Source organism: Dactylosporangium siamense (assembly GCF_016862795.1).
GTDB lineage: Bacteria > Actinomycetota > Actinomycetes > Mycobacteriales > Micromonosporaceae > Dactylosporangium > Dactylosporangium siamense.
This window is the reverse complement of the sequence record NZ_BONQ01000168.1, coordinates 46,801-67,722: the sequence shown is the minus strand read 5'-3', so window position 1 is coordinate 67,722 and position 20,922 is coordinate 46,801. Positions and strand designations below refer to the sequence as shown.

Annotated in this window: 22 protein-coding genes; 7 read left to right on the top strand and 15 right to left on the bottom strand. The window is 72.0% G+C overall.

Annotated elements, in window-relative coordinates:
• Positions 1 to 263, bottom strand: a 263-nt coding sequence (locus tag Dsi01nite_RS50745; protein ID WP_203853699.1) for a hypothetical protein, incomplete at its 3' end; no start/stop codon positions are given.
• A gap of 62 nt (positions 264 to 325) precedes the next feature.
• Between Dsi01nite_RS50745 and Dsi01nite_RS50740 the strand changes: the two genes are divergently transcribed.
• A complete protein-coding gene (locus Dsi01nite_RS50740; RefSeq protein ID WP_203853698.1) occupies positions 326 to 1,201 on the top strand; it encodes a diacylglycerol/lipid kinase family protein in 876 nt (291 codons plus the stop codon).
• A gap of 41 nt (positions 1,202 to 1,242) precedes the next feature.
• Here Dsi01nite_RS50740 and Dsi01nite_RS50735 read toward each other — a convergent pair whose 3' ends face one another.
• The 10 genes from Dsi01nite_RS50735 to Dsi01nite_RS50690 form a co-directional block, all read right to left on the bottom strand.
• On the bottom strand, positions 1,243 to 2,622 hold the full coding sequence (locus Dsi01nite_RS50735; RefSeq protein ID WP_203853697.1) for an alkaline phosphatase family protein: 1,380 nt from the start codon (positions 2,620 to 2,622) through the stop codon (positions 1,243 to 1,245).
• Entirely contained in the window at positions 2,619 to 3,755 is a 1,137-nt protein-coding gene (gene eboE, locus Dsi01nite_RS50730; RefSeq protein ID WP_203853707.1) for a metabolite traffic protein EboE, read from the bottom strand. Before eboE ends, Dsi01nite_RS50735 begins: the two co-directional genes overlap by 4 nt.
• Positions 3,755 to 4,606: a TatD family hydrolase gene (locus tag Dsi01nite_RS50725; protein ID WP_203853696.1), complete on the bottom strand. Its 852-nt coding sequence runs from the start codon at positions 4,604 to 4,606 to the stop codon at positions 3,755 to 3,757. Before Dsi01nite_RS50725 ends, eboE begins: the two co-directional genes overlap by 1 nt.
• Complete coding sequence (locus tag Dsi01nite_RS50720; RefSeq protein WP_203853695.1) at positions 4,606 to 5,202, bottom strand: EboA domain-containing protein; 597 nt, start codon at positions 5,200 to 5,202, stop codon at positions 4,606 to 4,608. Before Dsi01nite_RS50720 ends, Dsi01nite_RS50725 begins: the two co-directional genes overlap by 1 nt.
• On the bottom strand, positions 5,199 to 6,059 hold the full coding sequence (locus tag Dsi01nite_RS50715) for a sugar phosphate isomerase/epimerase family protein (RefSeq protein ID WP_203853694.1): 861 nt from the start codon (positions 6,057 to 6,059) through the stop codon (positions 5,199 to 5,201). The genes Dsi01nite_RS50720 and Dsi01nite_RS50715 overlap by 4 nt, the downstream gene beginning before the upstream one ends.
• Positions 6,056 to 6,919: an SCO3242 family prenyltransferase gene (locus Dsi01nite_RS50710; protein ID WP_203853693.1), complete on the bottom strand. Its 864-nt coding sequence runs from the start codon at positions 6,917 to 6,919 to the stop codon at positions 6,056 to 6,058. The genes Dsi01nite_RS50715 and Dsi01nite_RS50710 overlap by 4 nt, the downstream gene beginning before the upstream one ends.
• Positions 6,916 to 8,031, bottom strand: a complete 1,116-nt coding sequence (locus Dsi01nite_RS50705; protein WP_203853692.1) for an inositol-3-phosphate synthase — start codon at positions 8,029 to 8,031, stop codon at positions 6,916 to 6,918. Before Dsi01nite_RS50705 ends, Dsi01nite_RS50710 begins: the two co-directional genes overlap by 4 nt.
• A gap of 167 nt (positions 8,032 to 8,198) precedes the next feature.
• A complete protein-coding gene (locus Dsi01nite_RS50700; RefSeq protein ID WP_203853691.1) occupies positions 8,199 to 8,783 on the bottom strand; it encodes a YidC/Oxa1 family membrane protein insertase in 585 nt (194 codons plus the stop codon).
• 90 nt (positions 8,784 to 8,873) lie between these two features.
• Positions 8,874 to 9,131 carry a hypothetical protein gene (locus Dsi01nite_RS50695; protein ID WP_203853690.1) on the bottom strand — a complete coding sequence of 86 codons (258 nt, stop codon included), beginning with the start codon at positions 9,129 to 9,131 and terminating at the stop codon, positions 8,874 to 8,876.
• Between the two features lie 238 nt (positions 9,132 to 9,369).
• A complete protein-coding gene (locus tag Dsi01nite_RS50690) occupies positions 9,370 to 10,395 on the bottom strand; it encodes a GGDEF domain-containing protein (RefSeq protein ID WP_203853689.1) in 1,026 nt (341 codons plus the stop codon).
• Between the two features lie 141 nt (positions 10,396 to 10,536).
• Here Dsi01nite_RS50690 and Dsi01nite_RS50685 point away from each other — a divergent pair, with 141 nt between their 5' ends.
• The 5 genes from Dsi01nite_RS50685 (at position 10,537) to Dsi01nite_RS50665 (ending at position 15,518) form a co-directional block, all read left to right on the top strand.
• A complete protein-coding gene (locus Dsi01nite_RS50685) occupies positions 10,537 to 11,502 on the top strand; it encodes an ABC transporter ATP-binding protein (protein ID WP_203853688.1) in 966 nt (321 codons plus the stop codon).
• Positions 11,486 to 12,364, top strand: a complete 879-nt coding sequence (locus tag Dsi01nite_RS50680; RefSeq protein WP_203853687.1) for an ABC-2 transporter permease — start codon at positions 11,486 to 11,488, stop codon at positions 12,362 to 12,364. The genes Dsi01nite_RS50685 and Dsi01nite_RS50680 overlap by 17 nt, the downstream gene beginning before the upstream one ends.
• Positions 12,364 to 13,275 carry an ABC transporter ATP-binding protein gene (locus tag Dsi01nite_RS50675; protein WP_203853686.1) on the top strand — a complete coding sequence of 304 codons (912 nt, stop codon included), beginning with the start codon at positions 12,364 to 12,366 and terminating at the stop codon, positions 13,273 to 13,275. The genes Dsi01nite_RS50680 and Dsi01nite_RS50675 overlap by 1 nt, the downstream gene beginning before the upstream one ends.
• On the top strand, positions 13,275 to 13,988 hold the full coding sequence (locus tag Dsi01nite_RS50670) for an ABC transporter permease (protein ID WP_203853685.1): 714 nt from the start codon (positions 13,275 to 13,277) through the stop codon (positions 13,986 to 13,988). The genes Dsi01nite_RS50675 and Dsi01nite_RS50670 overlap by 1 nt, the downstream gene beginning before the upstream one ends.
• Before the next feature lie 126 nt (positions 13,989 to 14,114).
• Positions 14,115 to 15,518, top strand: coding sequence for an MFS transporter (locus Dsi01nite_RS50665; protein ID WP_203853684.1), 1,404 nt, complete (start codon positions 14,115 to 14,117; stop codon positions 15,516 to 15,518).
• Here the strand turns inward: Dsi01nite_RS50665 and Dsi01nite_RS50660 are convergent.
• Both Dsi01nite_RS50660 and Dsi01nite_RS50655 read right to left on the bottom strand, forming a co-directional pair.
• A complete protein-coding gene (locus Dsi01nite_RS50660) occupies positions 15,478 to 16,233 on the bottom strand; it encodes a 3-ketoacyl-ACP reductase (RefSeq protein WP_203853683.1) in 756 nt (251 codons plus the stop codon). The two genes, Dsi01nite_RS50665 and Dsi01nite_RS50660, sit on opposite strands and share 41 nt — an antisense overlap.
• Positions 16,230 to 17,564 carry a glycoside hydrolase family 88 protein gene (locus Dsi01nite_RS50655; RefSeq protein WP_203853682.1) on the bottom strand — a complete coding sequence of 445 codons (1,335 nt, stop codon included), beginning with the start codon at positions 17,562 to 17,564 and terminating at the stop codon, positions 16,230 to 16,232. The genes Dsi01nite_RS50660 and Dsi01nite_RS50655 overlap by 4 nt, the downstream gene beginning before the upstream one ends.
• Positions 17,565 to 17,640: 76 nt before the next feature.
• On the opposite strand from Dsi01nite_RS50655, the gene Dsi01nite_RS50650 reads away from it, so the two are divergent.
• Complete coding sequence (locus Dsi01nite_RS50650) at positions 17,641 to 18,009, top strand: hypothetical protein (protein WP_203853681.1); 369 nt, start codon at positions 17,641 to 17,643, stop codon at positions 18,007 to 18,009.
• 113 nt (positions 18,010 to 18,122) lie between these two features.
• On the opposite strand, the gene Dsi01nite_RS50645 is transcribed toward Dsi01nite_RS50650, so the two are convergent.
• Complete coding sequence (locus Dsi01nite_RS50645; RefSeq protein WP_203853680.1) at positions 18,123 to 19,724, bottom strand: DUF2334 domain-containing protein; 1,602 nt, start codon at positions 19,722 to 19,724, stop codon at positions 18,123 to 18,125.
• A 20-nt stretch (positions 19,725 to 19,744) separates the two neighbouring features.
• A complete protein-coding gene (gene wecB / locus Dsi01nite_RS50640) occupies positions 19,745 to 20,914 on the bottom strand; it encodes a non-hydrolyzing UDP-N-acetylglucosamine 2-epimerase (RefSeq protein WP_203853679.1) in 1,170 nt (389 codons plus the stop codon).
• Between the last annotated feature and the right edge of the window lie 8 nt (positions 20,915 to 20,922).

Here is a 20,922-nt window from a genome sequence, read left to right as displayed (position 1 = left end):
TGGACCAGGGGAGGGCCGGACACGGCGCCGCGGTGCTCGTCACCGGCGAGGCCGGCATCGGCAAGAGCACCCTGGTCGACCGGTGCACCGCCGCCGCCCTGGAGGCGCTCGGGCAGGCGATCGGCGGGGCTGGAACTGCCGCCGGGCGAGGACCTGGCGCTGCTGCCGGGGCCCGACCGGGTCAGCTTCCATCCGGTGGCCCGGGTGGTCGAGCCGACGTGAACGCCAGGTGCACACGAGAGCCCGCGTGGGCGGGCCCTCATCGTGCAACGGGCCTCCGGGCCGGCCGGTGCTGCGATCGATGTGCAGGCCGTATGGTGAGCGGGTGCTGGTCGTCACGAACGCGCTCGCCGGTCGGACCGAGGCCGATGCCGTCGAGGCCGTCCTCGATGTCCTGCGCGGTGCGGGCGACGTCGAGACGGTCGCCTGCGGTGACGAGGCCGACGTCGACCGGATCCTTGACGCCCGCCGGGGCCGCCGGCTGGTCGTCGTCGGCGGCGACGGCTCGTTGCACACCCTGGTCGGCGCGCTGGTGCGGCGCGGTGAGGCCGATGCGTGCGAGGTCGCGCTGATCCCGCTCGGCACCGGCAACGACTTCGCACGTGGCGTCGGCATCCCGGTGGACGACCTGGAAGCCGCCGCCCGGCTCGCCGCCGGCGGCACCGCGCACCCGACCGACCTGATCGTCGCCGAGGGCGCCGGTGTCGTGATCAACGCCGTCCACGTCGGCGCCGGCGCGGAGGCCGCGCTGAAGGCGCGCCCGCTGAAGAAGCGGCTGAAGATCGCCGCGTTCCCGATCGGGGCGGTCCTGGCCGGCTTCACGGCACGGGGCTGGCGGCTGCGGGTCACCGTCGACGGCACGGTGGTGGCGCGCGGGCGGCGGCGGGTGCTGATGGCCGGGCTGTCCAACGCGCCGACGATCGCCGGCGGCACCGGCGAGCTCGGCCCGGACGCGGACCCGACGGACGGCCTCGCCGACGTCACGGTCTCCTTCGCCGTCGGGCCCTTCGCCCGGGTCGGCTACGCCCTCGCCCTGCGCAAGGGCCGCCACCCGGACCGGGACGACGTGACCCACCTGCGCGGCAGCGACATCCGCATCGAGGGCGAGCCGTTCCACGTCAACGCCGACGGCGAGCTCACCGGCCCGTTCAGGACCCGCCGCTGGACCGTCGCGAAGGGCGCCTGGCTCCTCGTGCGCTGACGCACGCAAAGCCAGGCACGCCACAGGCGCACCGGCAGGCGTCAGGCCAGGCCGGCGAGGTGCAGCAGCAGCCCCTTCACGTCGGTCGCGTCCACCGAGTCGGCGTCGAGCTGCAACGACGGGTCGTTGCACAACCAGACCGGCCCGTCGTCCACCGTCGCCGGCATCAGGCCGTGTGAGCCCTTCACCGCCTTCGCGCCCGCGTCCAGGCCGACCACGCTCATCATGTACCGCATCCCGAGCTTCTTGCGCGCCAGCGCGACCCCGGCCCGGGCCTTCGCCGCACCCGGCCCGGCCGGGTCGAAGAGCAGCTCCGCCGGGTCGTAGCCGGGCTTGCGGTGGATCTCGACGAGCTGCGCGAAGTCCGGCTTGCGGGCGTCGTCGAGCCAGTAGTAGTACGTGAACCACGCGTCGGGCTCGGCCAGCAGGACGAGCGCGCCGGCGCGCTCGTGGTCCAGGCCGGTGCGCTGCTTGCCGGCGGCGTCGAGGACCTCGCCGACGCCGGGCAGGCCGGCACACAGCTTCTGCACCAGCGGCAGGTCCGCGGCGTCGCGCACGTAGACGTGCGCGATCTGGTGGTCGGAGACCGCGAACGCCCGCGACGTCCACGGGTCCAGGTACTCCATGCCGTCCTGGGTGTAGACGTTGAGCAGGCCCTCGGCGCGCAGGAGCCGGTTGACGTCGACGGGCCGGCTCGCGTCGGTGATGCCGTATTCCGAGAGGACGACGACGGTCACGCCCCGCACCTCGGCGGCGGCCAGCAGGGGCGCGACGACGTTGTCCAGGGCGGCGGCGGCCTCCGCGGCCTGCGGCGAGGACGGGCCGAAGCGCTGCAGGTCGTAGTCGAGGTGCGGCAGGTACACCAGGGTCAGGTCCGGCGACTTCTCGACCATGATCTGCTCGGCGGCCCGGGCGATCCACGCCGAGGACGGGATGCCGGCGCCGGGGCCCCAGTAGGTGAAGAGCGGGAACTCGCCGAGCTTGGACGTCAGCTCGTCGTGCAGGGCCGGCGGGAACGTGTAGCAGTCCGGTTCCTTGCGGCCGTCGGCGTAGTAGATCGGGCGCGGGGTCACGGTCCAGTCGACGTCGGCGCCCATCGCGTACCACCAGCAGACGTTCGCCACCGTGTAGTCCGGCTTGACCCGGCGGGCGGCGTGCCACAGCTTGTCGCCTCCGACGAGGGCGTTGTGCTGCCGCCACAGGAAGATCTCGCCGAGGTCCCGGAAGTACCAGCCGTTGCCGACGATGCCGTGGTCGGACGGCAGCGCGCCGGTGAGGAACGTCGATTGCACGGAGCAGGTGACCGCGGGCAGGACCGGGCGGAGCGGCACGGTGGCGCCGACCGAGGACAGGCGCGGCATGTGCGCCAGCAGTCGCGGGGTCAGCCCGACCACGTCGAGGACCAGCAGGGGCTTGCTCATCGGGACTCCAACGTCTTGAGACCGAGGTCGTGCAGGATGTCGCGGGCGTACGCGAGCTCGGCGGCCATGCCCGCGGCGAGTTGTGAAGGGCTTGACGGGCGCTGCGACGCGGGCAGCACGCCCCAGGTGTAGGTCTCCACCTCGAGGTGGTCGCAGCCGGCGACGGGCCCGCCGAGCAGCGCCGCGAGGCCGGACCGTAGCACGTCCGTGGTCGCCTGCAGCGGCGGCTCGGGCGAGGCGTGCAGCGGCACGTGGTAATGCACCCGCCACGGCCCGCCGGCGCCGCTGGCCAGCGCCTCGTCCAGGTCGTCGAAGGACGCCGCGCAGCCGCGGGAGCGGGTCTGGTGCATGAACCGCGGTTCCACGTAGGACGCGAGCGCGGGTGAGGTCGGGTCGTCGACGGCGAGCGCCGCCGACACCTGGATCTTCACGACCGGCAGCCCGGCGCGGGCCAGGCGCTGCACCGCGGTGACCGGGTCCTCCCAGGCGCAGGCCAGGTGGGCAAGGTCCACGCAGACCCCGAGGTACGTCGGGTCGACCCGGGACAGGTGCACCGTCGCCTGCAGGGTGTTCTCGATGACGCAGCCGGGCTCCGGCTCGAACGCGACCCGGATCGGCCGGTCCAGGAACGACAGCCCGTAGGCGAGCTGGTCCAGGGCCCGGTTGACGGCGCCGACCTGCGGGCCGTCCCACGGGTCGCGCCAGCCCAGCGGCAGCGTCGAGATCGAGCCGCGCACGGCGTCGTCGGGCAGCAGGTCCACGAGGACGCGCGCGCAGTCCATCGTGTACCGCAACCGCCTCGGGTCGGCCCAGTCCGGCAGGTAGACGGCCTTCTTGACGACCGGCGCGTGGAACGCCTCGTACGGGAACGCGTTGAGCGTCACGACCTCGAGCCCGCGCACGTCCAGCTCGCGGCGCAACTTGAGCCGCAGCGCCGGGTCCGCGGCGAGCGCGGCGGCGACGTCGGCGGCCAGCCACAGTCCCAGGCCGAGCACCGGGGTGTCCAGGAACGCCCGGACCTTGGTCGCGTAGACATCGAGTTGCGTCAGGATGCCCGGCAGGTCCTCCGCAGGGTGGACGTTGGTCCCGTAGGCCAGGTGGACCACCTGGCCGTCAGGGTGCCGCAGCCGCATCACGACCCGCCGCGGAGGATCGAGTTCCCCTCGAAGGTGGCGTCGACATCGAGAAGGTCCGAGACGTCGAGGCGCTTCGACTGGCCGTAGAACTCGACGGGATTGCGCCATAGCACCCGGTCGACGTCGTCGTCGGTGAACCCGGCGGCCAGCATCGCCTCGCCGGTGCGCAGGGTCAGCAGCGGGTCGGAGCGGCCCCAGTCGGCGGCGGAGTTGACCAGGACCCGGTCCAGGCCGTGCTCCTGCAGGATCGCCACCATCCGCGACGGCGTCATCTTCGTGTCGGGGTAGATGGAGAAGCCCATCCAGCAGCCGCTCTCGGCGACCCGCGCGACGGTGACCTCGTTGAGGTGGTCCACGACGACGCGGCCCGGGTCGATGCCGGACTCGCGGACCACGGCGATGGTCCGGTCGGTGCCGCGGGCCTTGTCGCGGTGCGGGGTGTGCACCATCGCCGGCAGGTCATGCTCAACGGCCAGGGCGAGCTGCGCGGCGAAGACCTCGTCCTCTTCCGGCGTCATCGAGTCGTAGCCGATCTCGCCGACCGCGACGACGCCGTCCTTCTCCAGGTATCGCGGCAGCACCTGCAGCACCTCGCGGCACCGCGGGTCGTTGGCTTCCTTCGGGTTCAGCGCGATCGTGCAGTGGTGCCGGATGCCGAACTGCGAGGCCCGGAACGGCTCCCAGCCGACGAGGGAGTCGAAGTAGTCGGTGAACGAGCCGACGCTGGTGCGCGGCTGCCCGAGCCAGAACGCGGGCTCGACGAGTGCGCGGACCCCGGCGGCCGCCATCCGCTCGTAGTCGTCGGTGGTCCGTGACGTCATGTGGATGTGTGGATCGAAGATGCGCATCACGAAACCCTTTCCTGGAGGCGGTGCAGCAGTGCCGTGGCGTCCTCGGCGACGGCGCGCCCGGCGGCGTGGCGCTCCTCGACGAGCCCGCCGAGCATGGTGGCGAGCTCGGCGTCGGCGCGCTCGTCGAGGTCGGCGACGGCGGCCAGGGGCAGGCCCATGAAGACCGCCTTCAGCACGCCCTGCCGCCACGCGGCGTCGGGCAGGCTCGCGGCGGCGGGCCCGAGCGCGGCGGCGACGAGCCGGGTGTCGTTGGTGCGCAACGCGTCCAGCAGGATCGGTTCGAACGCCTCCGAGGCCGGCAGCAGCGGCAGCGCCCGCAGGACGGCCCGCTTCTCCGCCGCGTCGCCGTAGCGGTACAGCGGCTCCAGCTCGGTCGCCAGGGCCTCGACCGGCAGCCGGGTCAGCAGGAGGACCCGGGCCGCGTCGTCGACCGTCCAGCCCGGCAGCCCCGCGAGGGCCCACCGGCCGCAGCGGCGCCCCGCGGCGGGGAAGAGCCGGCCGACCGCGGCCGGCTGGCGGGCCACGGTCTCCAACGCCGTGTCCAGCCACACCGTGTCCGTCAGCTCGGCGGTGAGGGAGTCGTACAGGTTCATGGCACCTCCTGGAATCGGTCCAGTGACTGCGCTTCGGCGGCGCGCAGGAAGGCGAGGGAGTCCCGGGCCACGGTCGGTGCGGCGTGGCTGTGCCGCGGCAGCTCGACGGCGACGAGGCCGCCGTAGTCGGTGTCGTTGAGGGCCTGCAGCACCGCCGGGAAGTCGACCTCGCCGGTGCCGAACTCGAGGTGCTCGTGCACCCCGCGGCGCATGTCGTCGATCTGCACGTTGACGAGCTGGCCGGCGACGCGGCGCACGCACTCCTCCGCGGACACCGGCTCCAGGCAGCGGCAGTGGCCGATGTCGAGGGTCAGTCCGAAGTGGACGGGCGCGCCGAGGTCGGCCCGCAGCCGCTCCCAGTCGTCGATCGTCTCGACCAGCATGCCCGGTTCGGGCTCGAAGCCGAGCATCATCTCCGCGCCCTCGGCGGCGGCGAGCACCTCGGCGCTGCCGGTGACGAGCCGCCGCCACGCGAGGTCCGGCGGCAGGTCCGGCGGGCGGACCCCGGCCCAGAAGCTGACCGCCTCCGCGCCGAGGTCGGAGCCGATCCGCACGGCCCGGCGCAGGAAGTCGATCCGCGCGTCGGGTTCGTCGTCCAGCAGCGTCGGCGAGTGCTTGTGCCACGGGTCGAGCAGGTACCGGGCGCCGGTCTCGATGACGACGCCGAGGCCGAGCTCGTTGAGGCGGTGGCCGAGCGCGCGGACGTGCCGCCACAGGTTGCTGTCGTACGGGTCCAGATGATGGTGGTCCAGGGTCAGGGCCACACCGGTGTATCCGAGCCCGGCGATGACGGTCAGCGCGTCGTCGAGGCGGTGGTTGCTGAAGCCGTTCGTCCCGTACCCGAACCGCAGGCTCATGTCGGTGACAGCCGTTTCGCGAGGTGCCGGCCCAGTGGCGCGGCGGCCGCGACGGCGATCCCGGCGATCGGCGCGCCGGCCCGTGCGGTCAGCGCGCCCTGCAGCGTCGGCAGGTTGACGATCCCGGCGCCGACGGACGCGCGGATGTGGCCGGCCGTCGGTTTGTCGAGGGCCTTGAGCTGCGCCTCGCCGTAGCGCTTGGCGTACCAACCGGACAGTGCGACGGGGATGAGCGACCGCCACCCGAACGGCCGCGACGGCAGCGCCGCGGACACGGCCACCGCGGCGGACCCGGCGAGGGTGGCGGCCGGCAGGGCCGGCGTGGAGCCGTGCACCTCCGCGCGGGACAGGGCGGTCACGGTGTACGTGTGCGCGAACACCGTCGCGGCCGGGAACGCGGCGGAGCGCAACCGCCCGCCGCTCGCGCCGAGGAGCACGTCCAGGGCGCGGCAGGCCGCCATGGCCGCGGGGCCCGCCGGGGTGTTCTTGAGCTTGAGGTCGTAGGCCCAGACGGCGCCGGCCAGGGGGACGGCGACGGCCAGGGCCCGGCGGCCGCCCGCGAGGCCGGCGAGGGCCACACCGGCGGCGGTCAGCCCGGCCGCGACCCCGAACGCGGTCCGGGGCGTGATCCGGCCCGACGGGATCGGCCGCTCCGGGCGTTCCTCGGCGTCGAGCTCCCGGTCGGACCAGTCGTTGGCGGCCATGCCCGCCCAGTACAACAGCACCGACGACGAGGCGAGCAGCGGCGTGCGCGGCCCGAGCGTCCCCGCGGCGGCGGCCCCCGCGACCACGTCACCCGGCACGCTCAACGCGGCGGGCGCCCGCACCAGCTCGGCGAGGGTCCGCCAGTCGGGGCTCACAGCGACCGCACGAACACGGCAAGCGCCTCGAACTGCGCGCCCAGCGCGTGGTCCACCTCGCCGAGCGGGTCCTTGAAGAAGAACGCGAGCTCGGTCAGCGGCCCCGCCCGCCCGGCCCCGTGCGCGGCGGCGGTGAGCCGGGCCAGGTCCAGCACCAGCGGCGCGGCGAGCGCGGAGTCGCAGCCGTGCCAGGTGAACTCCATCCGCATCGGCGTGCCGAGGAACCCGGCGAACGTGATGAGGTCCCAGGCGGTCTTGAAGTCGCCGATGTCCGGCACGTATTCGATGCGGGTGTGCCCGTCGGGCTGATACCCGAGGGTCTCGCTGAGCACCCGCTGCTTGCTGGCGGACTTGGCCGCGTTGGCGGCGGGCTCGGCGAGGGTCGCCCCGTCGCCGCCGCCCAGCAGGTTGGTCCCGGACCAGGACTTCACCCGCAGGTTGCGCATCGCGAACATCGGCGCGAGCACCGACTTGATCAGCGTCTCACCGGTCTTGCCGTCGTGGCCGGCGTAGGCGACGTTCCGGATCTGCGCCAACTCGTGCAGTGCCGGCAGGCGGGCGCCCGTCGACGGCGTGAAGTCGACGAACGAGCAGCCCGCCTCGAAGGCCGCGTACGCCATCAACGAGCTCGGTGGCAGCGTGTCCAGGGCGTCGCGCAGCGTCTCCAGCGACGTGTGCGCGGGGTGTGGCGCCGCCGCGGCCTCGGTGGAGGCGACGTTGACGACCACCACCCGCGCCAGGTCGTGCCGCCGCTGGAAGTCCAGCAGGTCGGCGGTGACGGCGGCGGCGACCTCGGCCGCGGTGCCGTGCGGCAGCGGACGGATCTCCTCGTCCACCGCCAGCAGCTCGTCGTGCAGTGTGGCGACCAGTCTTCCCGGCACGACCCCGGCCTCGGCCAGGGCCTCGGCCTTCTTCGCCACGCTGATCGTGGCGATGTCGTGGCCGCCGAAGACGAGGTCGCCGAACCCGGGCAGCGCATCACTGCGCAGCACCGGATGCTCGGTGACACAACCGATCGGCTCGGTGAGCCCGGCGCGCACAGCGGCAGCGCCGACGATGCTGGTGACGGCGACGGAACCGCGCGCGCCTACCAGCCACACACCCGTTCGCACCGGGCCCTCCTATGGCGGTTGGAGTTGTGTGACGATCTTGTGGGCGACATCGCCGACTGTCGCTGATTTGGGAGCGTAGAACTCGATGCCTTCCTTCCGCCAGTGGCAACCGAACTTTTCTACAAACCAAAAAAACTTTGCGCCTGTGCGTGCAAAAGCGTTGTGGCTCATCGCCGTGCGACGAAGCGCTCGACGGCTGTCCACAGCCCGGAGGTGACGAGGTAGATCCCGGCCGCGACGGGCGTGAAGACGGCGAATACCACGGTCCCGAACGACAGGGCACGGACCAGGGCCGGTGAGCCCTCCGGCAGCTGCCGGACGTTCCAGCCGGCGATCGCGGCGAGGGCGGCGACGATGAGCCAGCCGGTGAGCAGGGCCGGGTGGTCGAGGAGCCGGGCGGTCAGGTCGGCGCCGAGCAGGCTGTGCCCGCGGACGGCGTCGCCGCTGAACTCGCGGTACAGCAGCCAGATGACGGGCGCCTGAGCGAGCATCGGCAGCATGCCGGCGAGCGGGCCGGACCCTTCGGCCCGCATGAGCTCGGTGGTCTTCTCGGCGAGGGCGACGGGGTCCTTGCTGTGCCGCTCCCGCAGGGCGGTCAGTTGCGGGGCGAGCCTGGCACGGACCTTCTCGGCGCGGTACGCCCGCAGGCTGAGCGGGAGCAGCGCCGCGCGGACGGCGAGGGTGGCGATGACGATGGCGGCGGCGACGGATCCGGTGGTGGAGGCGAGCAGGACGAGGACATGGTGCAGCACGATGGGAGCCCTTCGGCGGGATGCGCGCACGCGCCGGCCACCGTAGGGGTCCGGGATGCGCGGAGATGGACGAGCGGGAGTCGGGAGGGACTACCGCTGTCCGGGCGCGCGGGGCCGCGGCCGCCCGGCCGCGTCGGGGTCCATCGCCCTGGTGGGCTGCGCGCGGCGGGAACGGGCCCGCGCCGGCACGGGGATGGCGCGCTGCGCCGCGGTGGGCGCGCCGGTGAGCAGGCGCGCCGCGAGCACGATCGCGAGCGCGGCGAGGACCGCCGTCGCCATGGCGACGGCGTCGGCCGGCGAGGTCACCGAGGACCACGCGGCGAGGAGGGTGGTCAGCGACCACGACATGCGAATGACGATACGCTTGCCGCGCGACTCTCATGTCAACCGCGCACGCGATTGCTCAACCGCGCGATTGACAGTGCGCGACGGTGTCGTTACGCGAGCTGAGGTCGATTAGGTCGGCTGACAGTGCGCGACGGTGTCGTTACGCGAGCTGAGATCGATTAGGTCGGCGGGTGTAACGTGCTGGTAGAGCTGCCCGGCGAGCACATGGCCGCGGTCTGACGAACGACGGGCCGGCCCGCTATGCCGGCTGGACGGCGGGGTGGCGGCGGGCCGCCTTCTCGCGGTACATCTCGGCGTCCGCGGCCCGCAGTAGCGCGTCGAGGGTGCCCTCCGTGGCCGTCGCGGCGCCGATGCTCGCGTCGACCTGGACGAACCGGCCGTCGATGCGGATCGGGGCGATCAGCGCGAACCGCAGCCGCGCCGCCACCTCGGCCGCCACGTCGTCGGCGGCGTCGGGGAGCAGGACCACGAACTCGTCGCCGCCGAGCCGGGCGACCAGGTCGCCCTCGCGGGCGTGCGCGCGCAGCCGCGAGGCGACGACGCGCAGCAGCTCGTCGCCGGCGGCGTGGCCGAGGGTGTCGTTGACGGCCTTGAACCCGTCGAGGTCGAGCACGAGCACGGACGCCCGGACGCCGGGCCTGAGCCCGGAGCGGGTGAACTCCTCCAGCAGGTTGCGGTTGCCCAGGCCGGTCAGCGGGTCGTGCAGCGCCTGGTGGCGCAGCTCCGCGCGGGCCTCGCCGAGCTGGCGCAGATGGTTGCGGTGGCCGCGGGACAGCAGGCCGGCCAGGACGGCCACGACCAGGTGCAGGGCCGGGGCCAGGGAGACCAGCTCGTTGGGCAGCGGGCGGCCGGCGATCGGCTCGGCCCAGCCGTAGAGCGCGACGCAGCTCAGCGAGGTCGCGAGCCAGGTGAGCAGGGCGCCGGTGAGCTGGTTGCGGAAGGCGCCCACGACGATGGGGATGACGAAGATCGGCCAGAGGGTGACGTCGGTGTAGCGGATCGTGCCCATGATCGCGCCGATCGTCGTTGCGGTGTCCAAAGCCACCAGAACCGCACTTATCCGTGTATACGAGACATGTCCGACGTTGCGGAGCGCGTACCAGGCCAGAATGTTGGTCAGCACGAGCGGCGCCGCCCACAGCGTGAGCGTGTTGGGCACCGGGAGCAGCACCACGGTGCACACCACCCACAGCACGGAGCCGGACCGGCTGATCAGTCCGGCCCACTCGATGCTGCGCCGGAACCGGAGCAGGGGCAGATCCACGCCCCCACGTCGACCGCGAGTAACCGAACCTGAGAAGGATCTGAGGCAATCTGAGGAAAATCTCAGGTTGGACCCCTAGGTGGACGCTTTCAGGTGCGTTCCGGATAGTCCTCAGGGTTGACGGTCCGTAAGGTCGGCGACGTGGCACTCATCGAGACGCGTGCGCTGACGAAGCGCTACGGGGGTGGCGTCACCGCCCTTTCGGAACTTTCCCTGGCGGTGGAGCCAGGGATCATCGGGCTGGTCGGCGCGAACGGCGCCGGCAAGTCCACCTTCATCAAGATCATGCTGGGGCTGCTCCAGCCGTCCGGCGGCGACCTGCGGGTGCTCGGGCTCGACCCGACGACGCAGTCGGTGCAGGTGCGGCAGCGGGTCGGCTACATGCCCGAGCACGACTGCCTGCCGAGCGAGACGTCGGCCGCCGAGTACGTGACGCACCTGGCGCGGATGAGCGGGCTGCCCGCCAACGCCGCCCGGGAACGGGCGTCGGAGGCGCTGCGGCACGTCGGGCTCTACGAGGAGCGGTACCGCCAGATCGGCGGCTACTCGACCGGCATGAAGCAGCGGGTCAAGCTGGCGCAGGCGCTCGCGCACGACCCGGACCTGCTGCTGCTGGACGAGCCGACCAACGGCCTCGACCCGGCCGGCCGGGACGCCATGCTGGAGCTGGTCTACCGCATCGGCACCGAGTTCGGCATCTCCATCGTCGTGTGCTCGCACCTGCTCGGCGAGGTCGAGCGGATCTGCACGTCGCTGATCGCGATCGACGGCGGCAAGCTGCTGCGCTCCGCGACCGTGTCGGACATGACGACCAGCCGCGACGTGCTCACCGTCGAGGTGAGCGAGGGCGTGGAGCTGCTCGTCGCCCGCCTCGCGGAGCAGGGCCTGCCGGTGACCCGTGACGGCGCCGCGCTCATGGTGCCGTTGGACAGCGAGGAGGTGTACGACCAGATCCTCGTCGCAGTGGCCGAGCTGGACCTGCCGCTGCACCGCCTCGACCAGCGCCGGCACCGCGTCGCTGAGCTCTTCCAAACCCCGTCAGTGACCGGGCCGAACGGACAGGCCGGACCGGCAGCACAGGAGGTCGGCCATGGCGCAGCCAACTAGCGTCATCCATGACATCGGCTACCAGCGCTACAAGGGGCCCCGGCTCGGCCGCTGGTACGCCAACCGCTCCCTCTACGAGCAGAGCCTGCGCACGGCCTTCGGCATCGGCCGGGGCGCCAAGGCGAAGATCTTCCCGTGGATGGTGATCGGCATCGCGCTCAGCGTCGCCGTCATCCAGATCGCGGTCCGGTCGCTCACCGACCAGTCGTTCATCACCTATCGGGGGTTCGCGGCCACCATCGCGTTCCCGGTGATGCTGTTCCTCGCCATCGTCGCGCCCGAGCTGGTCTCCCGCGATCTGCGGGACCGCACGCTGCCGCTGTACTTCAGCCGGCCCCTGGCCCGCACCGACTACGCCCTGGCGAAGTACGGCGCCCTGGCCACCGTGATCCTGCTGCTGCTCGCCGTGCCGCAGCTGCTCATGTACATCGGCGCGGTCTTCACCCGCACCGACGGGTTCTCCGGCGCCATGAAGGAGCTCGGCGACATGGGCCCGGGCCTCGTCGGCGCCTTCATCCGGGCGCTGGTCCTGGCCGCGATCGCGCTGCTCGTCGCGTCGCTGACGGGCCGGCGGGCGTTCGCGGCGGCGTTCATCGTCGGCGTGTTCATCATCACCACGCCGATGGTCGGCATCCTCAACGTCATCGGCGGCGAGGGCAGCGCGCTGGCCAGCCTCTCGTTCGCGGTGAACCCGATGACCCTGCTCATCGGGCTGGACCAGTGGCTGTTCGGGGCGGAGCGGGATCAGGGCGGGGGCATGCCGCTCGGCGACTACGGCCCCTTCTACGGCGCCGCCACCCTGGTCCTGCTCGCCGGCTGCCTCGGTCTCCTGCTGCTTCGTTACCGGAAGGTGGCCGCCTGATGGGCACCGTCGACCTGCAACACGTGTCGCGCTGGTACGGCAACGTCGTCGCCGTCAACGACGTCACGATGACCCTCGGTCCGGGCGTGACGGGCCTGCTGGGCCCGAACGGCGCGGGCAAGACCACGCTGCTGCACATGATGTCGGGCTTCCTCGCCCCGTCGAAGGGCACGCTCACCGTCGACGGCGCGCCGTCGTGGCGCAACCCCGACGTGTACCGGACCCTCGGCCTGGTCAGCGAGCGGGAGGCGGTGCACGGCTTCCTCACCGGCAAGGAGTTCGTGGTCGCCAGCGCGCGGCTGTTCCGCCTGGCCAACCCGGAGGAGGCGGCCCGCCGCGCCCTGGCGATGGTGGAGATGGAGCCGGCGCAGGACCGGCGGATCGACACCTACAGCAAGGGCATGCGGCAGCGGATCCGGGTCGCGGCCGCGCTCGTGCACGACCCGGGCGTGCTGCTGCTGGACGAGCCGTTCAACGGCATGGACCCGCGCCAGCGCTTCCACATGATGGACCTGCTGCACAAGATGGGCGACGACGGCCGCACCGTGCTGTTCTCCTCGCACATCCTGGAGGAGGTCGAGCAGGTGTCCGGCACCGTGCAGGTCATGGTCGCCGGCCGGCTCGCCGCCTCCGGTGACTTCCGCACCATCCGCCGGCTGATGACCAACCGGCCGCACGTGTTCTCCATCCGGTCCAGCGACGACCGCCGCCTCGCGGTGGCGCTCATCGGCCAGGCATCCGTCGCGGGTGTCGACGTCGACGCGACGGGCCTGCAGGTGCGCGCGTCCGACTACGGCACGTTCACCCGGGCGTTGCCCCGCATCGCGCTCAAGGAGGGCGTCCGGGTGCGCCAGCTGCTGCCCGCCGACGAGTCCCTGGAAAGCGTCTTCTCCTACCTGGTGGGTGCCTGATGAATCCGACCATCGCCCGCATCACCCTGCGCGGCCTGCTCGGCCGCCGGCGGATCTGGCTGCTGGTGCCGCTGCCGATCCTCCTCATCGGCTTCGCGTGGGCGGCCCGCGCGTTCGGCGAGCCGCCGGCAGAGTGGGGTGAGCCCGTCATCGTCGGGCTCGGCTTCACCGCCGTGCTGCCCGTCATCGCGCTCATCGTGGGCACCGGCGTGCTCGGCTCCGAGATCGACGACGGCACGATCACCCACATCCTGTCCAAGCCGCTGCCACGCTCCGAGATCGTGTTCACGAAGCTCGCGGTCGCGGTCGGGGTGACCGGCGGGTTCGCCGGGGTGCCGCTGTTCGTGGTCGGGCTCCTGGCCGACTCGACCCCGCTGGCCTTCGCGCTGGTCGTCGGCGCGTTCGTCGGCGCCCTCGCCTACTCGGCGCTGTTCCTGGCGATCAGCGTGCTCACCCGCCGGCCGGTGCTGCTCGGCCTGGTGTACGTCGTGCTGTGGGAGGGCCTGCTCGGCAACATCATGTCGGGCACGGCGAAGCTCAGCATCCAGCAGTACGTGCGGACGATCGTCGACTGGCTGGCACCGACCGACATCCTCGCCGGCTCGGTGTCGGTGCCGGTGAGTTTCGTGATGGCCGGCGTCTTCACCGTCGGGATGACGGCGCTCGCGGTGCAGAAACTGCGGACGTTCGCCGTCGCGGGCGAGACGGGCTGACGTCGCGGCCGCCGGTGCGAGGGGCTACCGTCCGCATGTGAGCGGGCCGGAGCGGAGCGCAGGAGCCGACAACCAGCATTGCCGTATCGGCTCGGGCCGACGCCGGAGCGCGGTGGAGGTGGCGGCATGAGCTTCCACCGCGTCTACAGCGTCGCCGTCTTCATCGTGCTGGCGTCGCTGGACAACGTGGCGATCAGCCTGGTGCCGCCGCTCTACTCGCCGATCAGCCGCTCCCTCGGCGTCGGCGAGGGAGCGCTCGGCGTGGTGACCGCGGTCGGCTACCTCGTGACCGCGGTCGCCGCCGTCGGCTGGGCGTATGCCGGCGACCGCACCGACCGCAAACCCGTCCTCATGATCGGCACGCTCATCTGGGCCGGCGGCGCGGTCGGCACCGTGTTCGCCGGCGGCTACTGGACGTTCCTCGCCGCGCAGCTGGTCGCCGCGGTCGGCCTCGGCGCCGTCGGCTCGGTCGGCTTCTCCGTCGTCAGCGACCTCATCTCACCCCGCCGCCGCGGGCTCGTGATGAGCCTGTGGGGGCTGTCGCAGGGGATCGGGACCCTGGCCGGGGTCCTCGTCGCCAGCCAGCTCGGCGGCGCGGACTGGCGGCGGCCGTTCCTCGTGCTCGCGGTCCTCGGGGTCCTCGCCTCCTTGGCGTACTTCACCACCGCCGACATCCGCCGCGGGCAGAGCGAACCGGACCTCGCCGCGGTGTTCGCCGCCGGTGAGGAGTACGAGCACCGCATCTCCCGCGGCGACCTGCCCGGCATCGTCGCCCGCCGGACCAACGTCTGGCTGATCCTGCAGGGGCTCACCGCCCAGGCGGCGTTCGGCTCCCTGGTGTGGCTGCCGCGGCTGTTCCAGGCCAAGGCCGAGGCGCAGGGCTACGACGAGCAGTCCGCCATCCAGATCGGCGGCATCCTCGCAACACTGTTCCAGCTCGGCGGGGTGCTGTCCGTCGTGGGTGGGATGATCGGCGACCGCTGGCAGCGGCGGGACGCCGGCGGGCGGGCCAAGGTCGCCGCGATCGGGATCCTCGCCGGTGTTCCCCTGTACGTGCTGCTGTTCTTCGCGCCGCTGACCCTGCCCGCCCCGGACGGACGGACGGCGACGGTGCTGGTCCTCGGCGCGCTGTTCACCACGCCGAGCCTCCTGGCGGCGTTCCTGTGCGCGCTGCTGGCCCTCGCGCTCACGTCGGCGAACTCGCCGAACTGGTTCGCGCTCATCGCCGACGTCAACCCGCCCGAGCACCGCGGCACCGTCTACTCCCTCGGCAACCTCGTCAACGGCGTCGGCCGGGCCGCCGGCAACGGGCTCGTCGGGGCGGTCTTCGCCGCGCTCGCCCGCAGTTTCCCGCCACCGACGAACCTCGCCGTGGGCCTCGCCGCGTTCCAGGTCTTCTTCATCCCGACCGGGGTCATGTACTGGCGCGCCTCCCGCACCGCCCCGGCCGACATCGAGGCGGTGCACGAGCTGCTGCGCACCCGCGCCGCTACAGAGTCCGCAGGTGGAACCCTCCATCCACGTCGATGACCTGGCCGGTGGAGAACGGCAGCAGGTCCGTGGCGATCGCCACCACCGCGCGGCCGACGTCCTCGGGGGTGCCCCAGCGCCGGATCGGGGTGATGCCGTCGGTGAGGATGAGCTTGTCGTACTTCTCCTGCACGGCGCTGGTCATGTCGGTGGCGATGATCCCGGGCCGGACCTCGAACACGGTGATGCCGTGCTCGGCGAGCCGGGCCGCGAACAGCTTCGTCATCATGCCGAGGCCGGCCTTGGTCACGCAGTAGTCGCCCCGGTTGACGCTCGCGGTGTAGGCGCTCATCGAGGAGATCGTGACGATCTTCCCCGGCGTGCCGTGCTCGATCATCCGGCGGGCGACCTGCTGGGTGAGGAAGTACGGGCCCTTGAGGTTGATGCCGACCAGCCGGTCGAAGGACTCCTCGGTCGCCTCGAGGAGGTCCGCACGGACCTTCGGCGCCACACCCGCGTTGTTGACCAGGAGGTCGAGGGCGCCGAGCGCTTCGTGCGCCTCGTCCACGAGCCTTGCGCGGTCCTCGGCGTCACCGACGTCCGCGCGGACGAGTGCGGCGCGGACGCCGAGCTTCTCGATCTCGGCGGCGGTGTCCTCGGCGGCGCCGAGGTTGGACGCGTAGTTGACGACCACGTCGAAGCCGGCTTTCGCCAGGGCGAGGGCGATGCCCCGGCCGATCCCGCGGGACGCCCCGGTCACCAGTGCCGCGCTCACTGCGACACCCCCGCACCGCTGGTGGCGGGCGGGCCGCCGAAGAACGTGTAGTACGGCCCGTCGACCAGCCGGCCGACGTACAGCGCCAGCTCCCGCAGGTGGTAGTCGCCCCACATGCTCGACTCGCCGTTCGGCACCGACTGGCCCGGCGCGACGTGGTCCCAGCCGTTGGGCCGGTGGTAGACGGAGTGCAGCAGCAGCCCCTCGTGCCGCGGGTCCACCGACAGGTAGGGCTCCTGCAGCAACGTCCTTGCGACGGTGAGCCCCGCCTGGGTGTACCGGTCCTCGCCCGTGACCCGCCCGAGCCGCAGCAGTCCCTGCGCGGCGATCGCGGCGGCGCTCGAGTCGACCGGCTCGTGGGCGTTGAACGGGTCCGCGGGCGCGTCCACGTCCAGGTGCACCAGGCCCGGCGCGCCCGTGTCCCAGTACGGCACGCCGTCGGCGGGGGAGTGCTCGATGTAGAAGTCGCACGTCGCTTGCGCCGCGGTCCGGAACAGGTCGGACTCGTGGAACTCGAGGAGCTCGGCGAAGCCCAGCATCGCCCACGCCAGCCCGCGGGTCCACGTGGAGAACGGTGAGTACCCCTGCTGCGTGCTCGGCGCGCGGAACCGCCCGTCGTTGACGTTGAACAGCGCCTCGTGCACGGTGCGCCCGCGGATGTCGTACACGTCGCGGCCGTCGCCGAAGTAGACGTTGTGCTTCGCCGTGCTCGCCGCGTGCTGCCGCAGCCGCTCCAGGAGGTCGATCCGCTCGTCGTGCTCGCCCATCAGCACGTGCCCGAGCCGGTGCGCCACCGCCAGGGACCGGCACGAGCGGATCGTGTCCACGAACAGCGACTGCGGACCGTTGAACGAGTAGATGTACCCGCCGCCGTCCGCGGTCCTGCTCCAGCGGGACGCCTGCACGGCACCGCTGACCTTCAGCGCCAGCTCCGCCATCAGCAGATCCCGGTCATCGACGCGGCCCTCGCCGATCAGCCGGCGCAGCGTCCCGTAGGTGCTGATGTTGTTGAACCCGTGGTCGTGCACGCCGATGTGGCTGACGTGCGGCGCCATCACGCCGATCGTGTGGCGGCGGCCCTGCTCGTAGAAGTGGCGGTCGCCGGTCGCGTCGAACTGCAGCAGCGCCGAGCCCACCTGGAACCCCTGCGTCCACTCCGTCCAGCCGCGCGCGGTGTATCGGCCCTCAACGGTGAACACGGGCGCGCCCTGGCTGCCGCCCGGCGGGCTGGACCGGTCGATCGCGTCGATCTTCCCGGCGGACAGCTCCCACATCCGCCCGACCGCGGGCAGCAGGTCTTTGGCTGTGAGTTCGTCATCGATGCGCAACATGCCCCCGAGGATAAGGGGAAAGCGCTTTCCTGAGAACCCCGGGGTGGGGACGAACCTGCGCGTGGCAGGATGACGCGTGATGGACGCGACCGCTGTTGAGGATGTCGCCGCGCGCTGGGTCGCGGCCTGGACCACCGGCCGCACCAGCGGGCTGTTCATGCTGCTCGCCGCCGGCGCCCGGGTCGAGTCCAACCTGGACCCCGACGGCGACTTCATCGAGAAGCTCACCGGCTACGCCGCCGCCCTGACGTCGGTCTCGGTCTTCTCCCGGACCGTGATCGACCGGCGCGTCGCCCTCGTCTACGACTGCGCGGTCGACGCGGAGCAGTTCCGCCTCGCCGAGTTCCTGGTGCTGACGGAGTCGGGCCTGATCTGCGAGGTCCGCCGCGTCTACGACCTGTATGCCGTCGAACGCCTCATGCCCGAGCTCCTCCTCGAAACCTGAGGCCCGCTCCCGGAATGCTCCCGAGCGGCAGCCGTCGGCATCCGACCGGTCCTGCACACTGAAAGAGGCCGGGCCCCCTGGACAGGGCCCGGCCACTTGAAAACTGCAGAGGCTTACGACATCGCGGCGGCGGAGACGAAGGTGTAGCCCAGACCCTGGATGCCTTCCACGGTCTGCTTGAGGTAGTCGGTGCCGAGGTACGGGTGGTAGAAGAAGCTCGCCACGCCGTCCCGGACCGCCAGGTTGGTCTTCGCGTTCGCGATCAGGTCGGCCGGCAGGACCGCCGGGTGCTGGTTGAACGGCTCGGGCTCGATGTTGCCGATGTTCTCCGGGACGACGGTCGTGCCGTAGACGTCGCGGACGGTGTAGGGGAAGAACTGCCCGACCATGCGCGCGGTGCTGTTGTCGACGGTGCCGCCGGACAGGACGCCCGGGAAGTACAGGCCGCGCTCGTAGCGGGTGCTGTAGAGCGAGTTGATCGTCTTGTAGTCCAGGGCGCTCGCCGCGTAGTGCGGGAACTCGAAGATGGTCGGCTGCTTCAGGCCGGCGAGCATCCAGTCGGCGCGGGAGGCCAGGACGCGGGCGGTGACGTTGAGCGCCGAGTCGTTCTTCACCGGGCCGTCGTAGATGACGGCGTCGTTGGCGTCGACGTGGGCCATGAAGAACTCGAAGTCGTTGGCGCTGACCCCGTCGTAGGGGTTGTTGAGCGCGTCGAGCTGGTGGGTGTAGCCGTGCTGGAGCAGGGTGCCGCCCTTGCTCTGCATGTACTTCAGGGCGCTGACCACCAGTGGCCGCTGGCGCAGCGTGTAGTCCTCGGCCTTGCCATTGTTGTTCACACCTTTCGGGTCACGGTAGCGGCTGTAGACGGCGACGGTGAACGGGACGTTCTTCGACGACAGGTAGTCGGCGACGGCGCGCAGCTCGGCCGGGTCGGCGTCGGGGCCGACGTCCTCGATGCGGACCAGGGCCCGGTGGCGGGCGGCGGTCTGCGGCGCGAGGACCGAGTACAGCAGGTCGGAGAACGCCAGGTAGCGGTCGTTCGACGTGATGTAGGACAGCGGGATCTCGCCGAGGTAGGTCAGGTTGCCGGACTTGATGCCCCACGGGAACGTGGTGCCGTCGGCGCCGACCGCGGTGCCGACGGCGACGGCCTTGGCCGGGTCGGAGATGACGTAGTCCATGATGCCGCCGGCGTTGCGCACGTCGCGGGTCATCTTCGTGCCGTTGTACTCGATGGTGGAGACGGCGGAGGTGTCGTAGCCCTTCCAGGTGTACCCGTACTTGGCGACGAAGTCGGCGGAGCGCGCGGTCAGCTGCCAGATGTTGTTGTACATCCAGACGACCGGCTTGGTGCCCGCGAGGGTGTCGTCGAGGAACGCGGTCGGCAGCGGCTCGTCGTAGGTGGAGCCCACGTAGACGACGGCGGAGTACGCGGCCATCTCGCCGGCCTTGTAGGCGCCGACCGGGTGCGCGGTCCAGGAGCCGAAGTGCGAGACGAGGTTCGTCGCCATCGTCCCGTAGTCCTCACCGAGCCACGAGTACGGGCCGGTGTTGTCGTACAGGACGAGCGTCTTGGTCGCGGCGTTGGAGCCGGGGGCGCCGGTGCCGGAGCGCGTCGCGGTGGGCGCGGCGGCGAAGGCCTGGGTGGCCGGCACGGTGAGAGCGAGCGACGCGGCCACGGTGACGGCGGCGAGCGAACTGATCAGCTTGCGCATGTCGGTACGAGATCCCTAATTCAGACGGAAACGGTGGTCGGCATGGGGGCGGGGTGCGAGGCGAGGCCCAGGAGTGCGGCCACGGCCTGCTCGGTGCGCTGGGAGGCGAGTCCGTCGCCGTAGGGGTTGCCGTTGGCGGTCATCGACTGGCGCAGGATCGGGTCGTCGAGCAGGCGGGCCGCCTCGGCGACGATCAGGTCCTCGTCCGTGCCGACGAGCTTGGCGCAACCGGCGTGCAGCGACTCGACGCGCTCGGTGACCTCACGCAGGACCAGGGCCGGCACCTTGAACGACGGCGCCTCCTCCTGGATGCCACCGGAGTCGGTGAGCGCCAGGTACGCGTTGGACAGCAGTCGCGCCAGGGCCGGGTAGGGCAGCGGGTCGGTGATCGTCACCCGGGGCACCCCGGCGAGGCCGGCCTCGACCTGGGCGCGGACCGCGGGGTTGGCGTGCGCCGGCAGGACGACCCGGATGTCGGGGTAGGCCTCGATCAGGCGGCGCACCGCGCTCAGGATGCGGTCCAGGGGCTCGCCCCACGACTCGCGGCGGTGCGCGGTGACCAGCACGAGCCGGGCCTCACCATGGGTCGCGGCGTCGACCGCGGCCGCCACGGAGGGGTTCTCGAACGGCATCGCCTTGCCGGCGATCTCCAGCGCGGCGTCCACGACCGTGTTGCCGGTGATGAGGACGTTGGCCGGGGAGACGCTCTCGTCGAGGAGGTTCGTCGCGGCGAGGGCGGTCGGCGCCAGGTGCAGCGCGGCGAGCTGGCCGACGAGCTTGCGGTTGGCCTCCTCCGGGAACGGGGAGTCCAGGTCGCCGGAGCGCAGCCCCGCCTCGAGGTGCACGACCGGGATGCGCCGCCAGAACGCGGCCATGGCACCGGCGAGCGTCGTGGTGGTGTCGCCCTGCACGACGACCGCGGCCGGCTTGCGCTCCTCGAGCAGGGCGTCCAGGGAGGAGATCATCGACGTGAGGAGCTCGGGCTGGCTGCCGGTGACCCGCTCCAGCGGCAGGGTCACGTCGGCCTGGACGTCGAACGCGTCGAGGGCCTGGGTCACCATCGTCGGGTGCTGCCCGCTGGCGACCAGCACCGGGGTGAGCCGGCCGGCGGCGCGCATCGCGGCGGCGACGGGCGCCAGCTTGATGGCCTCGGGGCGGGTACCGGCGATGAGGAAGACTTCGGGAGACATGTGCTGAC

What these genes read in the sequence shown, in the direction of transcription:
- Dsi01nite_RS50655 (WP_203853682.1), bottom strand. Translation starts at nt 17,564, where the DNA reads ATGTTGCGCATCGATGACGAACTCACAGCCAAAGACCTGCTGCCCGCG.
- Dsi01nite_RS50645 (WP_203853680.1), bottom strand. Translation starts at nt 19,724, where the DNA reads ATGCGCAAGCTGATCAGTTCGCTCGCCGCCGTCACCGTGGCCGCGTCG.
- eboE (WP_203853707.1), bottom strand. Translation starts at nt 3,755, where the DNA reads ATGCGGCTGCGGCACCCTGACGGCCAGGTGGTCCACCTGGCCTACGGG.
- Dsi01nite_RS50720 (WP_203853695.1), bottom strand. Translation starts at nt 5,202, where the DNA reads ATGAACCTGTACGACTCCCTCACCGCCGAGCTGACGGACACGGTGTGG.
- Dsi01nite_RS50675 (WP_203853686.1), top strand. Translation starts at nt 12,364, where the DNA reads ATGGGCACCGTCGACCTGCAACACGTGTCGCGCTGGTACGGCAACGTC.
- wecB (WP_203853679.1), bottom strand. Translation starts at nt 20,914, where the DNA reads ATGTCTCCCGAAGTCTTCCTCATCGCCGGTACCCGCCCCGAGGCCATC.
- Dsi01nite_RS50695 (WP_203853690.1), bottom strand. Translation starts at nt 9,131, where the DNA reads ATGTCGTGGTCGCTGACCACCCTCCTCGCCGCGTGGTCCTCGGTGACC.
- Dsi01nite_RS50715 (WP_203853694.1), bottom strand. Translation starts at nt 6,059, where the DNA reads ATGAGCCTGCGGTTCGGGTACGGGACGAACGGCTTCAGCAACCACCGC.
- Dsi01nite_RS50680 (WP_203853687.1), top strand. Translation starts at nt 11,486, where the DNA reads ATGGCGCAGCCAACTAGCGTCATCCATGACATCGGCTACCAGCGCTAC.
- Dsi01nite_RS50735 (WP_203853697.1), bottom strand. Translation starts at nt 2,622, where the DNA reads ATGAGCAAGCCCCTGCTGGTCCTCGACGTGGTCGGGCTGACCCCGCGA.
- Dsi01nite_RS50670 (WP_203853685.1), top strand. Translation starts at nt 13,275, where the DNA reads ATGAATCCGACCATCGCCCGCATCACCCTGCGCGGCCTGCTCGGCCGC.
- Dsi01nite_RS50665 (WP_203853684.1), top strand. Translation starts at nt 14,115, where the DNA reads ATGAGCTTCCACCGCGTCTACAGCGTCGCCGTCTTCATCGTGCTGGCG.
- Dsi01nite_RS50725 (WP_203853696.1), bottom strand. Translation starts at nt 4,606, where the DNA reads ATGCGCATCTTCGATCCACACATCCACATGACGTCACGGACCACCGAC.